Here is a 14,628-nt window from a genome sequence, read left to right on the forward strand (position 1 = left end):
TTCGTCGCAGAAGCCCATATCGAGCATCACAGTAAAGCGACCGCCTTCGAATCCCAGAAATTCGATATCTCCGAAATCATCATTTGGCATGTTGCCGGGCGGATCGAAGGAAATGTGATCGACACCCTCGAACACCAGGAAACCATCCACCACGTCTTCAGCAGAGTAGAAATCCCAAGCCTCTCCCCGGATCCGCGATATGGCATCAATCTGGATCTTCACCTCTTCCTTCCATCCATCGAGAAGGATGGCCTTGCAGGCACGGTCGCCGAGATAGATCGAGTTCAGGAATTCGTCGGGTTTCATTCTGTTTAGTCCCTGATCCGCGCGCTTTCCTCGCCAGGCTTCTCGATCGCCACCGACTTCGCGCGGATAGTGGTCTTGACTTTCACATAGTCCGCGAGTTCGTACCCCGAACCGATTTCCATGACGACAGTGAAGCGCTCGCCATCGTAGCCAAGAAACTCGATGGCGCCGAACTCGTCGTTTAGCAGGCGACCGGGCGGATCGAATGAAATGTGATCAACCCCTTCGAACACCAGGAAACCATCGTCAACATCTTCAGCCGTGTAAAAATTCCACGTTTCCCCGCGAATGCGCGACAAGGAATCGATTTGGATCTTGACCTCGTCCTTCCAGCCGTCAAGCACGATGGACTTGCATGCACAGTCGACGAAATGGATCGTCTTCAGGAAGTCATCCGGTTTCATTTCATTTCCTTATTGGCCAATGTGCACGCGGGCTTTTTCGAGGCACTACATTCCCTTGAACATCAAGCGAAGGGCCTTGTCCTCTTGTGTTTGGCCCAGTTCCCTCAAGGTGACCATGCCCATGTGGTATCGGATCATCTGCGTGCCCCTGCGGATTCAGTCTCTGATAGTTTGATCCATTCGGATAGAGCGTATGTGTGTCAACAGGGTTGTGCCCCGGCACGGTGCTGCCTCCCAAAGGCTCAATCATGTTGTTGCCTAGTCCGTCGTCGATGAAGCGCTGAATGGGCCACCCGGTTTTCTCGTCGATAACATGTGCCCTCTCCAATTCCTCTTGGCGGATTCGCAACTTCTCGCGCTGCTCGTCGAGATATCTGGAGGTTGTCGGCATTCCGCTGTGTGGCCCCGCAATGCCCGGGCCGAACAGCGGAATGCCGTCCTCCCTGCGGCTTCTTCCGGGGAATGGCTCGTAGACAGAGGACGGCGCCAGGGCGCGATCATCCGAAGTCTGGTAGTTGTCCGGAATTCCATCGTCGTTCTTGTCGGCATCAGGTCCGCTGACGAAATCGACCAACCCGCGCACACGATTATCCCGCATGCCTCGATTGCGGTCCCAACGCGGGTGCGATTGGAATTGCAACCCTGTGGATACCGGGCGGCCGGTTTGCCGGTAGATATCGCCGCGCTCAGGATTATCGCGGTTTGACGCCCAACTGGTCGCCTCCTCGCCAAAATCGCGAAGCTCCAGCGCGCCGCCAAGCCCGATCGGCGCTTCATAAAAGTCGTCAAAGTCACTAATTCGTCTCATCCCGGCATCCCTCCGATATGCGCTGTGCTCAGCGCCGTGCCGCCGGCCATTTCGGCCAGGTTCTGCTCGCGTTTCAGGTTGAGTTCGGCATCGATCTGGTAGCGTTTGAGCGCGCCGTTCTGCTGGATCTCCGCAAGTTTCAGCTCGCGCTCCATCTCCAGCTTGCGCCTGGCGTTTTCGCCGTCCATGCGCGCCTTCTCGTTCGCCAGCTGCATCTGCATCTGCAGTTGCTGCATGCCGAAGTCAGGCTGTTGCTGCGGCTGCGCCGCCTGCATCCGCTTCTGGATGTCCTCGGGCGTCGGCTTGGTGAAATAGAGGTCGGGCGATTTCAGCCCTGCCGCCTCCACGGTCTTGGCAATGCCGTTGTAGAGGTTGTCGGGCGAAACATAAGGATTGTCCGGCCCGAGCGTCGTCAGCAGCTTTTCCTGCAATTGCTGGATCATCTGGATCATCAGCATGTCGCGCTCGCGCGTTCCCGCACCAAGCCCGGTGTTGACGGTCGCATCCATGCCGGCGTTCCAGTGGCGCGGGTCGAAGGTCACCCATTTGCCGCGCAGGCGCACTGCCCGCGGCCGGTCCTGGTGCTTGATGGTGAGGCCGAGCAGCCCCTTGAACACGCGTCTCAGCCCTTGCGCGAAGGTGCGCACCATCAGCTCCGTCTGGCCGATGCCCGCCTGTTCGACGAGTGCCGTCGCCTTCGCCGTCATGTTCTGCAGCGCATCCGGCGCCATGCCGCTCGACGCATCGGAAATCCCGGTGCGGTCGGTCGCCTCCTGGTCGAGATAGCCGAGCATGGAGAAGGATTCGCGCGCAACGAAGGGCACCGCCGTGTAGCCGACGGCGCCGCGCACATCGACGCCCTGGCCGACGCGGATGGGCTGGCCGAACTTCGGGTTCAGCACCGATTCCGGGTTCTGGATCACCCCTTCCTGCACGATCGGCTGCTGGTTGTTCTGCCAGTAGAGATTGTCGAGCGTCTGGCGAAGCAGCACGGTCTTCACCCGCTGGATCTCCGCCATGTCGTCGGTGATCGCGTTGCCCTCGCGCTGGTGCGGCCGCCTTTCGGTGATGAGATCGGCAAAGGGCACCTCGTCCCATTCCGCATCCTCGAGCAGACTGTCGGCCCCGGTGCCGCCGGCAAAGACCAGGCGGCGCAACTCGGCAATGCCGTCGTCGTCCGCATCCACCTTCACATAGAGCTCGTAGTAGTCGACCTCCTGCAGCGCTGTCGCCGTCTCCTCGCCATCGCCGAAGATGCCGCGCCTGCGGGCAAATTCCTCGTCCTCGCCATCCGCATTGCCGGCAATGGCAAAGCCCTCGACGAGGTCACGGTCATAGCCCATGGCGATCAGGTCCGAGCGGCGCATCCGCCGCTTGATCCCGGCAATCGGGCTATCGTCGATCGAGATCGCATCGGGGTGAATGAGGAATTCCTCGAGCGGCACGGCCGCAAGCCTTGTTGCCCCGCGTTCCGCCGTGCGGCGGATCTTCACGGTGAAGACCGGCTGCTCGACAGGCCCGGTCGCAAGCTCGATCCGCTCGACCGATTGCGCCTGTTCCAGAACCTCCACCGTGTCGTCGGCGATCAACTGCACCAGCGCCGCCTCGTCGAGCCCGCTATGGGTCGAAACCTCGACGCTCTTTTTCTTCTCGTACCACCAGCGGATCACGCCGTTGCCGAGCTTCAGCGCGTCGTGTGCGGCATCCTGCACCGCGTCATAGCCGTCACTTTCGGGAAAGACGATGTAGTTGATGTAGTCGGTCGCCTGCTCGGCGCCCGCCTCGTCACCCTGGTTCACCGGCTGGTATTCCACCACCTTGTCATTGCCGAGCACGGTGCGGATCAGCGACGGCAGCACCTTCTTCACCGCGGCCCGCACATCGCGCGAAACCACCTTGGAGCGGTTCGCTTCGACAGGCACATCAGCCATCACGCCGTCGTAATATTCCATCGCCCGCACGCGCGTGGCCGAGAGCTGGTCGCGATAGTCCTCGCAATCCCTGACGAGCTGGCTCACGAGCTCCGTCAGTTCCGGTTTCGTCATCGCTGCCATCTGGAGAACCTTTCAGGGAATGAGCTTTGGTTGAGCAGCCGGTGTTGGCACACGTGGAGTAAACGCCGCGAACGGGTGCCCGCCAGCGCTTTGGCTGGTAGGGGGAGCGGACAGACGCCGCGAAACCATCGTGTAGTTGTCATGAATTGACGGCAGCCCGGGACGAACTGCTCTTCGGTCGCCGGCTTAATACCTGTTGCAACCGGATCGGAAGCGGCAAGAGAAGGAATAGGCGGCAACAAGACGCAGCCGTTACCCGGTGGGTTCAGCCCTTGCGGCAAGACCTAGATGAGCGCCGAGAGGCGCCGACCAGTTTGGAGCACTAGGCTGTGGATCGAAGCCGAGTGCGATGTTAGTGCCGTCTGGCACAACGTGACGCGATGGTCGCCCTAATGACAAGGAACCCGCCTTTGAAGGCGGGTCCGATGCATTAGGCATACATACGGCGTTCCCAACTGTGATTATGTTGTTCAAAAAGGACATCGTCACTTGTTGGAGTGTCCTTTTCGATAAGTTTCCGGATGGTCTCTATCCATCGGGTCAAAATCTCGGAGCCCTCCGGCTGAGCAACTGGAGACCCAAGGAAAAGCACACGGTAGGCAACGTCGGCCGTGCCTGACAGGTTCGTCTTTCCTTTTTCCCAACGCGCCACAGTCTGGTCGTCCACGCGCAGGAGGCTTGCTACCTCCGCCTGCGTCTTGTCCATCTTGTCGCGCAGATACTTGATTTCCTGAGGAGAAAGAATTTTTTTGTTAGTTACTAGATTTAGTCCAATCGCTTTCCAAAGTTCATCCACGGAGTCAATGCTTACATACTCCTCCCCATCTTCCTCTTCTATGGTATAGCCATTCATGAGGTAGATGTTATCAAGACCGCACTCCATGTAGTGATACGGCCGTTGTGCCAAATCGTCGTCACCACAATAGAAGTTTTCTCTGTTCATAGGTCTTCCCATTCCACGGTTTTGATGAAAAGCCGCTGGTGCCTGATCACGATAGTGACGACCCCAACCTCCCTCTTTCCTTTCATCTGTTTAACCATCTTCGCTTTCCACTCGCCCGGACAGCGCCCGGGCTCGACGTCCCCCTTTAGGTACCCCGTCCTGAGAACGTCGAACATCATGCGGTCTGTGATGTCTCGCCATTCCATTCGACTCTCAGCGTGGGTCTCATGGGTTATTGCCCGCCACCTGACGTTGCTGGAGTTCATGGCTAGCTCCCTGATCGTTCGCTCAAGATCGGAAGCACGGGGTTTAAACGGCACAACAACAGGTGTTTGAGTGGGCTTTGTCATAACGCCTATCATAGTGATAGGTTCATGCCTGTCAATATGATAGGAACCCGTTAACGGTCAATTAATAAATTATTAAAAATTCGTTACCATCGCTCCACTAGCGCCAAAGCTGCCCCTCCACCCTCTGAAGCCAGCGACTTGTTGGTTCGTCATCGCTGCCATCTAGAGAACCTTCCGATCGGTAAAGGCCCAGGCGGCGCTGTCCGCCTTCACCCGGGCAAAGCGTTTCATCATCAGCGCGTAGCGAGAGGCCGAAATCACGTCGTCGCGTTCCTTGACGATCCGGCCGTCCTTGCGGTGGTAGAGCCTGAATTCCTCGAACCAGTCGCCAGCGGTCGAAAACACCTTGAAGCGCCCGGTCTGCATCCTTTGCAGCATGTCGGAAATCCCCGCCTCGACACCGTTGCTGCCGTCGTCGAAGGTCGCGCGTTCGGGCAGCATGACGAGCCCCTGCCCGCGATATTGCGCCGCCAGTTGCTCGCCCGAGCCCTTGTCGTGCTGCAGGCCGTCATGCGGCCAGGCCCATGGCAGCCAGGCCCCCCAGGGTTTGAGGCTCGCCGCATGGATGATCGGCGTCGCCTCGCGCTCGCGGTAGCAGCGGGTCACGTAAAAGACATCCGCATCCCGGTCCCAGGCGCAGAGCGCTGCGGCAAAGGGGTGGTCCCAGCCGAAGTCGAGCCCGCCGATCTGCACCCAGTGCCTCGGGATCTCGAACGGCTCGACGCGGATCTGCTCTTCCGTCACCGGGAAGATCCGGCCGGAACCGAGCGTCGGCACGCCCTTGGTGCGCGCCTCTTTCTCGTGCGCCGGATAGCTGGCGATGATCTTCGCGCGCTCCTCCGGCGAATAATGTTCGGCATCGTCGATCGTCATCGTCACCACCGTCCTGTCGTCCGACGGTTCCAGCAGATAGCGGCTGACGACCGAGCTCATGCCTTTGAGCGGCGTAAAGGTCACGGCAATCGAGCCACCCGTCGCATTGGTGCGGGTGATGCCCTCGAAATAGACGTCCTCCGGCGGCTCCTCGTCGAACCAGACATAGTCCACCGTGTTGGCCTGCCACTTGGCACGCCCCTGCTCATAGGCTTTGAGAAGCAGCGTCGAGGTGCCGCCCGAGACATGGCGTACTGTCACGCTGTCGAGCGCGCCCGACGCGCTTGAACGTCGGGTCCAGCCGGCAAGGGCCGCCTTCGGCAGATAGCCGGTGCCCCACTCCTCCTCGCTCATCGGCGGGCCGACGAGCAGCCGCTGCACGCCATCGCGTGTCAGCTCGTGCGATTCCGAGCCGCCGATCATCGTGATCGGCCGGTCGAACCGTCGGCCCGCCCACCAAGAGGGATAGTCGCCTGTCAGGTGCATCGCCGCTTCCGCAGCCCCGGCAAGCGTCTTGCCGAGCTGGTTGCCGGCCATGAACAGCCGTTCGCGGACTGTGGCGCCCGCCGCATGGAATGCCGTCTGCTTCGCATAGGGCTGGTAGTAGCGCAGCCTATTGGTTTTCTGCCTGCGCCCGATCTCCATCGCCAGTTCCATCCGCTCCCTGAGCATCAAGGAAAGGCCGGATGGTCTGGTCGAGCGTGTGGATCCGCCTGATGAGTTGTTCATCCGTCATCTCGCCGATCTGGTTGGCATGGATGGTCGCGTCCTTCGGCATCAGCGCCGCGATCGTCTTTAAGAAATCATTCGGGTTCTTCTCGATCAGCGCGTGGATCGCGGCCGCTCCCCGGCTTTCCCAGGCCGAAAGCATGTCTTCGAGAAAAAGCTCGCCGAGCTTGTTGCGCACTGCCTTGCGGGCGCGCGGCCGGATAACCGAGCGTGCCCGTTCGTTGCACGGCAAAAAGCGCCCGGTCTTCGGGTCCTTGGCAGGTCTGGTTGTCATGGCATTGCTCCGTGGCATGGACACGCGGCAACACTCCTCGGGCGCAAGGGGGACGCGCATCTTGACCGGGAGTTGCATTTCGCCATCAATGCCAATGGGCCGCATGGTCGCGGCAAGATTTGTGGAGGCGGTAGCAGGTGATCGGCAGATTGTGGGCGAAACTGTATCGTACGTTCGCGAAACCGGCCCCGCCCTCGCCCGAAGCAGCAAACGTGTCGTCTCCAGGTGCGATCGCCTCCGTGCCGGCGGGCGCTACCTTGGTGTCTCCCCGGCTGTTCGAACTCGCCGAGGCGGGTGATGTCGATGCCCAGGCCGCCCTCGGCGAACATTTCTTCGACGATCGCAAGGAAAACTATGCCGCCTGCTACCATTGGAACGAACGCGCCGCGCTTGCGGGACACATCGGGGCCCAGGGCCGGCTGGCAACGATCTATCACGAGGGGCTCGGCGTCGACCGCAATCCCGAAAAGGCGTTCCAGTGGTGGTACAGTGCCGCCCGTCAGAACCACCACGGCGCACAATTGATGGTCGCGGCTGCCTATCAGACCGGGACCGTCGTCAAGGCCGACCTGATGGAATCGGCCTATTGGGCGTCGCTTTCCTATCTCAATGCCCGAAACAATACGGAAGGGCGTGAGTGGGCCAACGCCTACTATCGATCAGTCCTGAACAAACTGACCGAAGAGCAAAAAACGCAGTTGCTCGCGCGGCTTCAGCGTCAGGTGAAACAGGATTGACGGACGCGCGAAGGTACACCTTTGCGCCTTTCACCGTCGGACCTCGGCACGACGCAGCTGCCTCAAGGTGAAAGCGTGACGACAACTCACCGAAAATTGCGGATGTCACGCCTGATGTCACGCTTGCCAACTTGACTTCAGGTTGCATTCAATCATCAATGCTCCTCGTCGCTTGCCGGAAGTGTTTGCATGCTGCCGGTGCGTGACTGGCAGTGACAGGAAAAAGCCAAAGTAATTCAAAATTCTGAATAGCTTGCCAGTTGAGCAGCTCCACCGCGGGAACCATGCAATGAATGCAGAAGGTACCAGATGATCCGCAACACAATCAGGACGTTGAAGACCATTCTCACCCCTCGGCCCTCGGCTACGAATATCTCGCCACGGTTGCTGGAGCTGGCCACGTCAGGAAACGTCGACGCCCAGGCCAAGCTCGCCGAAATCTATTTCAGCGATGGCGGCGAGGAACACTACGCCGCGTCCCTGCATTGGAACAGGCAGGCGGCCCACCAGGGCCATCCCGCAGCTCAGGCACGTCTCGTCACGATCTATCAAAGAGGCCTTGGCGTTGAGCGCGATTCGCAGGAGGCGTCACGCTGGCTTCGCAGCATCGGCCAGCCTCGCCCCCGCCACGAGCCGGTGCTCGCCGTCGCCGGCAAGATCGCCAAGCAGGAAGCGTAATCAAGCCAAACGGGAAGCATACTCAGGAAGGAATCAAAAAGGCCGCTTCAATGACGAAACGGCCAGCCTGGAATATCCTTAGCCCGCTTCATGGCCCTTGGCAAGCCCCTTCGCCTAAATTTGTTTCCGTTTTGTTCGAATTCTTCCGCGAGCGGAGTGCAAGCTCTGTTCCATAGCGCTCCCACACGGCTTCACCCGTTTGGTGATATACTGGCGCCCGGCACGGCATGCCACCGCCGCTCGACTCCCCACAACGAAAGGGCGCGCGCCAGGCCGGTGAATGGCAAAACGGCCGGAAGCCGTTCTCGCGATCACGGGAGGATCTCATGACATCTCGGCATCTGCTCGTCGCGATTTCCGTTGCGATCCTCATCCTTGCCGGCTGCGCCACCAAACCGGGCCGCACTGCCCCACCCGGCCCAAGCCAGGGAAGCGATCGAGACATGGGAAACCAGGGCTCGCAGGGCGGCGGAGGCTACGGCGGCTACTAGAGTGACGCGCGCTCAAGAAGAACGCATTGAACTTCCGGCCCGGAAACGCGTTTCGTAACCATGCCGCGCAATCTCCCTGCCACGCCATTTGTTTGCGCGCATTCTGTGTTAAGCTTGCGTCCGGGAGGAAAATGCTATGGAGAATTTCTTCGCACTCGCCGCCATCGTCGTCGGCTCGGCCATCCTGGGACTGGCGCTCGCCTACGGCTTCCGCCGCAAGGACGCCCACCGGCCTCCCGAACATGACGATGCCCGCCTGAAGTTTTAGGTCAGCCACGGCTTCCTCAGGTCGGCCCGTCTGCTAGCACCCATTCTCCAGCGTTGAATGCACGCGTTTGCTGTCCTGCCGGATACCGGTCAAGTCCGCGGTGGAAATGGCCCGGCCGCATTCGCCGGCAAGCACTCTCAGCGTCAAAGCCGCACATCCATCCCCCACCCCCATGCAAAAGGCCCGTCGGTCATGACGACCAACGGGCCATTTGAATGTCTGCGAAGCCGCCTCAGAAGTAAGGCGAGTAGCACTGCTGGCGTGGGCCGCCATAGGGCTGGAACGAGTTGTCCCAGGCGCGATAGGAACGGTAGCGCGCATAGCACCAGTCGGCATGGCGCGGATTGACGCCGCTTTCGTAGCGCCGCGGCGGTGTGGCAATGGCGCCGCCGATGATCACGCCGGTGCCGAAGGCGGCCAGCGGATACCACCAGCCGTCATTGTGGCGGCGATAGCCATAGCGCTCGTAGCGATAGCCGCGGTAGCCGTTGTAGCGGCCATAGCGGTAGCCGCCGTCCCAACCGGGACGCGGGCGATAGCCGCCATTCCAACCTGGCCGGTATCCGCCGTCCCAGCCCGGCCTGTAGCCCGGCCGATAACGGGGGCGATAGCCGCCGTCCCATCCGCCGCCGTGCCAGCCCCGGTCGCCGCGTCCGCGCCAGTCCTGTACCGGCACGACGTCGCTCTTCTGCACGCGCTCAATGGCAACAGCCGGCACGGCATTTGCCGGCGTGATGCCTGAAAGAGCCGTAATCGCCGCCAGCACGACGATGCCAATCTTCCTCATCTCGTCACCTGTCCGTTTGAAAAACAGGTGTCACAGCGCCACACGTCTGACCGTGCGGGTAAAATGCCGCTGTAACACGTTGAACTGCTGCATTCTTTTGCCTTTGACCGGTCACGATCAAAGACCGATGCAGCAGTTTTGGTCCGGCGACGTGAACCTACAATGAATGCGACAAGCCTAATATTCACCGCAACCCAAGGACGCCGATCCTCAGGCGCGTTCGCCGCGCAGCGTCAGCGCATGCGCGATCAGTGTCTCCACCACCTGAGCGTAGGAGATCCCTTCAGCCGCCAGCGCCTTGGCGTACATGCTGATGTTGGTGAAGCCCGGAATGGTGTTGATCTCGTTGATAACAAGGCTGCCATCGGGCTTGAGGAAGAAGTCCACCCGCGCCATGCCGTTGCAGGCAAGCGCCCGGAACGCCCGCTCGGCCATCTCTTTCGCCTGCGTCGCGATCGCGTCGGGCAGATCCGCCGGTGCCTTGACGACCGCGCCATCGGCGTCGACATATTTGGCGTCGTAGCTGTAAAAGCCGTGGCTTTCCGCCGGAATGATCTCGCCCGGCCGCGATACCGTCACCCGGCCGCTGGCGTCTTCCAGCACCGAGCACTCGATCTCGCGCGCCTTGACGAACTCCTCGATCAGCACCTTGTCGTCGTGGCGAAACGCCTCGTCGAGCGCCGCTTGCAAGCCCTCTGCGCTGTCGACACGGCTGACGCCGACGGAGGACCCCTGCCGCGCCGGCTTGACGAAGAGCGGCAAGCCCAGCGTTTCGACAATCGTGCCACTGGCAAGGGCGTCGCCCTTGCAAAGGGTGATCGCGCCGGCAACGGGCAGGCCGTCGGCGGCAAGCAGCTGCTTGGCGAGGACCTTGTCCATGGCCACCGCCGAAGCCGCCACGCCGCAGCCGACATAGGCGATGTCGGCTGTCTCGGCATAGCCCTGCACCGTTCCGTCCTCGCCGAAGGGCCCGTGCAGCACCGGAAAGATCAGGTCGACCGGATCGAGCAGCCCTTGGCCGCCGTCGGCCGCAATCGTGACTGCCCGACCGCGCCCGCCCGGGATCAGCGCCACCTGCGTTCCGGTCGCCGGGATGGCCCTGGGCAGGTCGCCGTCTTCAAGGTCGAGAAGCAGCCATCGGCCATCCCTGGTGATCCCGATCGGCACGATCTCGTAGCGGCTCGGGTCGAGCGCCGCGACGACATTGCGCGCCGACATCAGCGAAACCTCGTGCTCCGCCGACCGGCCGCCGAACAGAACGGCAATACGCAACTTTTTCGTCATGTGAACTCTCTCCAGAATCGCAACCAAATGGAACGCGGAGGGAAGCCGCCGAAAATGGCAACAAGAGGTCAAGGATGGCGCAAATGATCATTACGCTTCCTTCAACTCTTTGGTGCAATTTGAACGAGAACTTACCACCGCGCAGGCTCAACAGGATTGGGAGCACGGCATGCCGGATACCGTCTGGGTCAGCAGCGTCATGAGCGACCACTCGATAGGAAACAGGCTAGGCATCCGCGAAAAGTTCTATGGCAGCGATTGGGCGCCTCCGACCTTTCAGCTTGGTGTTGAACCTAAACACGTGCTCAACGCCCATATGCGCCATAAAAGCGGCGAGACCCTCGAGCGAACCGATTTTCCGGAAGCAATGTACGTGTTCGCCGAAAACAACTGGAGACGGGTGGGCGATCTGTTCTGTGCCGGCCCCTTCTATGCGGTGAAGGGCAGACTGGCCGAGGTGTTGAAGGATTTCGACCTCGGCAAGGGCGGCCTGATCGAGTTTCCGATCTATCAGGCCGACAAGACCAACCGGCTTCCGGGCCCCTTCTATCTGCTCAACTTCGGCACCGTGAAGGACAGTTTCGTGACGAGCGAAAGTCGCAAGCTGCGCCCGCGCCGAACGATCGACAAGGACGGATACGAGTTGTGGGCGACATACGAACTCGAGGATGGCGATCTGGCTCTGACGGCTGCGGCTTTCGAGGGCGCCGACCTCTGGCACGAGCGCAAGGTTGAAAACAGGCTTTTCATGAGCAGCCGGCTCCATGACGCCATCCTTGCGGCAGAGGTCAAGGTCAAGTTTCGCTTCGTGCAAGCACGGATCATTGGTTGACGGTGCGCGCACCCTGCCTCGGCATATGATCGGAGAAGGTCGTTGCCGGGGTGGCTTTTGCGAGATGATGCCGTAGTTAAGCCGTGAACCCACATCGAAAGGGAAACCTCCATGGCCGAGATCCTGCTGTTTCACCATGCTCAAGGGCTGACACCGGGCATGTTCGCCTTCGCCGAGGCACTCCGGGACGCCGGCCACGTGGTCCACATGCCCGATCTCTTCGAAGGCCGCACCTTCGAAAGCATCGATGCGGGCCTTGCCCATATCAACGCGGTCGGCTTTGACGCGATGCGCGAGCGCGCCGTTCGGCTCGCGGATCCCCTGCCCGACAGCCTCGTCTATGCCGGCTTCTCCTTCGGCGTCCTGCCGGCCCAGCAACTGGCGCAGACCCGCCCCGGCGCGCGCGGCGCGCTCCTGTTTTATTCCTGCCTCCCGATCAGCGGCGAATGGTCCTTCGGCCCCTGGCCAGATGGCGTGCCGGTTCAGATCCACGGCATGGACAACGACCCCATCTTCGTCGGCGAAGGCGACATCGACGCCGCCCGCGAGATCGTCGAGAAGGTCGAGGACGCCGAACTCTTCCTCTACCCCGGCGACCAGCACTATTTCGCCGACAGCTCGCTGCCCTCCTATGACGCAGAAGCAAGCGCACTGCTTAAGCAGCGGGTACTGGCATTTCTGAAAAGGGTGTGAGCAAAGGCTCCCGGCACCGGTCCTCAAGGCAGGATCGGCGGCAAATGGCTGCCCCCCCACTTGCCGGCACGCCGCCAGGGTTGCGCCTGATGGACGGCTGAAATGGATCGTATTAGAGTGCGCTCAATTGCGAATGAGGCATGCACGTACACCTGATCCAGGGGGTAAACGCAGATGTCCAAGCGGTTCGCCTATTCCGTTTCTCTTCTCGCCATCGTCATCGCCACACCCGTCGCAGCCCAGGAGCCGTTGATGGACGCCGGCGAGATCGATCCGGCGACCGTCGCCAAGTTCTACAAGAAACCGGGCTACTCGCCCTATGCAGGACGCCACTATCCAACGCGGGTGTTCTTCGGTGACCAGCATCTTCACACCGCATGGTCCGCCGATGCCGGGATGTCCGGGGCCACGCTGACGCCCGAAGACGCCGTCCGCTTCGCGCGCGGCGAAGAGGTGACATCCAACACCGGCCAACCCGTCCGGTTGAGCCGGCCGCTGGACTGGATCGCGGTCACGGACCATTCCGACGGCATGGGCGTCATCTCAGAGCTGAAAGCCGGCAATCCGGAACTGATGGCGGACACGGTGCTCAAGCGCTGGCATGACATGATGCAGCAGGGTCCAGATACCGCCGCTGCCGCGACGATGGAGTTGATCAAGGCGCAATCCAACAAGCAACTGCCGCCCGAGATCATGGATCCGAAGTTCGCCAAGTCGGTCTGGCAAAAGAGCAACCAGATCATGGAAAAATACAACGAGCCCGGCCATTTCACCGCGTTCATCGCCTATGAATGGACCTCGAACGCCGGCGGCGGGGACAATCTCCACCGCAACGTCATCTATCGCGACGGCTCCGACAAGGCCGACCAGATGATCCCCTACACGACCTTCCAGAGCGAAAATCCGGAGGATCTGTGGAAGTGGATGGAGAACTGGGAAGAAAAGACCGGTGGTTCGCTTCTGGCCATTCCGCACAACGGCAACCTTTCCAATGGCCGCATGTTCGAGCTCAAGACCTTTACCGGCGGGCCGCTGACGAAGGCGTGGGCGGACGAGCGCAGGCGCTGGGAAGTGCTGTTCGAAATGATCCAGACCAAGGGGCAGAGCGAGGCCCATCCGTCGCTGTCGCCGAATGACGAGTTTTCGGCCGGCTACGAGCTGTGGGATCGCGGCAACCTCAACCTCGTTCCCAAACAGCCCGGCATGATCCAGTACGAATACGCCCGCGAGGCGCTGAAGAACGGGCTGAAGATCGAGAAGGAAATCGGCTCCAACCCGTTCAAGTTCGGTTTCGTTTCGGGCAGTGACGCCCATACCGGGCTGACGGCGATGGAGGAAGACAACTACTTCTGCAAGTTCGTCAGTTGCGAGCCGCGTCCCGAGCGCTGGAGCGAAAACGCCATGAAGTTCGGCGACCGCGTCGTCAAGGGCTGGGAAGTGACCGCGGCCGGCTACACCGGCGTCTGGGCAACGGAAAACACCCGCGAGGCCCTGTGGGACGCCATGAAGCGCAAGGAGACCTATTCGACCAGCGGCCCGCGCATGATCGTCCGCTTCTTCGGTGGTTTTGACTTCATGCCTGCGGATGCGACCAGCCGCACACCTGCGGAGATCGGCTATGCCAAGGGCGTGCCGATGGGCGGTGACCTGCAAAAAGCCCCGGATGGCAAGGCCCCGACCTTCCTGGTCGCCGCCCTCAAGGACCCGCTCGGCGGCAATCTCGATCGCGTCCAGATCATCAAGGGCTGGGTCGACAAGGACGGCAAGACTGAGGAAAAGATTTTTGACGTCGTCTGGGGCGACGCCGAAGCCCGCAAGCCCGGCGCGGACGGCAAGTTGCCGGCCGTCGGAAGCACGGTCGACGTGGCCAACGCCACCTGGACGAACACGATCGGCGACCCGGAACTCGCCACCGTCTGGACCGATCCGGAGTTCGACCCGACGCTCAGCGCGGTCTACTACGCCCGCGTGCTGGAAATCCCGACCCCACGCTGGACCGCCTACGACGCCAAGCGTTTCGGCGTGAAGATGGATGCCAAGGTGCCGATGGTGACCCAGGAGCGGGCCTTCACGTCACCCATCTGGTACACGCCGTGATGTGAGGGGCCGTGCGCGCA

The 14,628-nt window shown here is 61.1% G+C and carries 17 protein-coding genes and 1 pseudogene; 8 read left to right on the forward strand and 10 right to left on the reverse strand.

Annotated elements, in window-relative coordinates; translation table 11 throughout:
- The 8 genes from VGO04_RS03510 to VGO04_RS03545 form a co-directional block, all read right to left on the reverse strand.
- Positions 1-306: DUF6258 family protein (locus VGO04_RS03510; protein WP_327494570.1), on the reverse strand; the 306-nt coding region annotated here is incomplete at its 3' end.
- Between the two features lie 5 nt (positions 307-311).
- The gene (locus tag VGO04_RS03515; RefSeq protein ID WP_327494571.1) at positions 312-710 is read right to left on the reverse strand and encodes a DUF6258 family protein; all 399 of its coding nucleotides are present in this window, start codon (positions 708-710) and stop codon (positions 312-314) included.
- Position 711: 1 nt separating this feature from the next.
- A complete protein-coding gene (locus tag VGO04_RS03520; RefSeq protein ID WP_327494572.1) occupies positions 712-1,518 on the reverse strand; it encodes a hypothetical protein in 807 nt (268 codons plus the stop codon).
- Positions 1,515-3,572, reverse strand: a complete 2,058-nt coding sequence (locus VGO04_RS03525; protein WP_327494573.1) for a portal protein — start codon at positions 3,570-3,572, stop codon at positions 1,515-1,517. The genes VGO04_RS03520 and VGO04_RS03525 overlap by 4 nt, the downstream gene beginning before the upstream one ends.
- 430 nt (positions 3,573-4,002) lie before the next feature.
- Positions 4,003-4,515: a helix-turn-helix domain-containing protein gene (locus VGO04_RS03530; RefSeq protein ID WP_327494574.1), complete on the reverse strand. Its 513-nt coding sequence runs from the start codon at positions 4,513-4,515 to the stop codon at positions 4,003-4,005.
- Entirely contained in the window at positions 4,512-4,865 is a 354-nt protein-coding gene (locus VGO04_RS03535; RefSeq protein WP_327494575.1) for a hypothetical protein, read from the reverse strand. The genes VGO04_RS03530 and VGO04_RS03535 overlap by 4 nt, the downstream gene beginning before the upstream one ends.
- 162 nt (positions 4,866-5,027) lie before the next feature.
- Positions 5,028-6,410, reverse strand: a complete 1,383-nt coding sequence (locus tag VGO04_RS03540) for a terminase large subunit domain-containing protein (RefSeq protein WP_414650507.1) — start codon at positions 6,408-6,410, stop codon at positions 5,028-5,030.
- Complete coding sequence (locus tag VGO04_RS03545; protein WP_327494577.1) at positions 6,352-6,741, reverse strand: hypothetical protein; 390 nt, start codon at positions 6,739-6,741, stop codon at positions 6,352-6,354. The genes VGO04_RS03540 and VGO04_RS03545 overlap by 59 nt, the downstream gene beginning before the upstream one ends.
- 212 nt (positions 6,742-6,953) lie before the next feature.
- Here VGO04_RS03545 and VGO04_RS03550 point away from each other — a divergent pair, with 212 nt between their 5' ends.
- The 4 genes from VGO04_RS03550 (at position 6,954) to VGO04_RS03565 (ending at position 8,915) form a co-directional block, all read left to right on the forward strand.
- The gene (locus tag VGO04_RS03550) at positions 6,954-7,478 is read left to right on the forward strand and encodes a tetratricopeptide repeat protein (RefSeq protein WP_327494578.1); all 525 of its coding nucleotides are present in this window, start codon (positions 6,954-6,956) and stop codon (positions 7,476-7,478) included.
- A 309-nt stretch (positions 7,479-7,787) separates the two neighbouring features.
- Positions 7,788-8,156 (forward strand): hypothetical protein, encoded by a 369-nt coding sequence (locus VGO04_RS03555; protein ID WP_327494579.1) that lies wholly within the window; start codon positions 7,788-7,790, stop codon positions 8,154-8,156.
- Between the two features lie 326 nt (positions 8,157-8,482).
- A complete protein-coding gene (locus tag VGO04_RS03560) occupies positions 8,483-8,647 on the forward strand; it encodes a hypothetical protein (protein WP_327494580.1) in 165 nt (54 codons plus the stop codon).
- A 136-nt stretch (positions 8,648-8,783) separates the two neighbouring features.
- On the forward strand, positions 8,784-8,915 hold the full coding sequence (locus VGO04_RS03565; protein WP_255380915.1) for a hypothetical protein: 132 nt from the start codon (positions 8,784-8,786) through the stop codon (positions 8,913-8,915).
- 232 nt (positions 8,916-9,147) lie between these two features.
- Here the strand turns inward: VGO04_RS03565 and VGO04_RS03570 are convergent, their stop codons facing one another.
- Complete coding sequence (locus VGO04_RS03570; protein ID WP_327494581.1) at positions 9,148-9,702, reverse strand: BA14K family protein; 555 nt, start codon at positions 9,700-9,702, stop codon at positions 9,148-9,150.
- Between VGO04_RS03570 and VGO04_RS32930 the strand changes: the two are divergent.
- Positions 9,700-9,777 (forward strand): annotated as a pseudogene (locus VGO04_RS32930) (hypothetical protein); the annotation flags it as partial. The gene VGO04_RS03570 and the pseudogene VGO04_RS32930 overlap by 3 nt on opposite strands.
- A gap of 135 nt (positions 9,778-9,912) precedes the next feature.
- On the opposite strand, the gene VGO04_RS03575 reads toward VGO04_RS32930, so the two are convergent.
- Positions 9,913-10,986: a D-alanine--D-alanine ligase family protein gene (locus tag VGO04_RS03575; RefSeq protein WP_327494583.1), complete on the reverse strand. Its 1,074-nt coding sequence runs from the start codon at positions 10,984-10,986 to the stop codon at positions 9,913-9,915.
- A 169-nt stretch (positions 10,987-11,155) separates the two neighbouring features.
- Between VGO04_RS03575 and VGO04_RS03580 the strand changes: the two genes are divergently transcribed.
- The 3 genes from VGO04_RS03580 to VGO04_RS03590 all read left to right on the forward strand — a co-directional run bounded on the left by VGO04_RS03580 (position 11,156) and on the right by VGO04_RS03590 (position 14,608).
- Entirely contained in the window at positions 11,156-11,818 is a 663-nt protein-coding gene (locus VGO04_RS03580; RefSeq protein WP_327494584.1) for a hypothetical protein, read from the forward strand.
- Positions 11,819-11,929: 111 nt separating this feature from the next.
- A complete protein-coding gene (locus VGO04_RS03585) occupies positions 11,930-12,511 on the forward strand; it encodes a dienelactone hydrolase family protein (RefSeq protein WP_327494585.1) in 582 nt (193 codons plus the stop codon).
- Between the two features lie 174 nt (positions 12,512-12,685).
- Positions 12,686-14,608, forward strand: coding sequence for a DUF3604 domain-containing protein (locus VGO04_RS03590; RefSeq protein ID WP_327494586.1), 1,923 nt, complete (start codon positions 12,686-12,688; stop codon positions 14,606-14,608).
- The last annotated feature ends 20 nt before the right edge of the window (positions 14,609-14,628 follow it).

Origin of the sequence: Ensifer sp., from assembly GCF_035999185.1 — a bacterium.
GTDB lineage: Bacteria > Pseudomonadota > Alphaproteobacteria > Rhizobiales > Rhizobiaceae > Ensifer.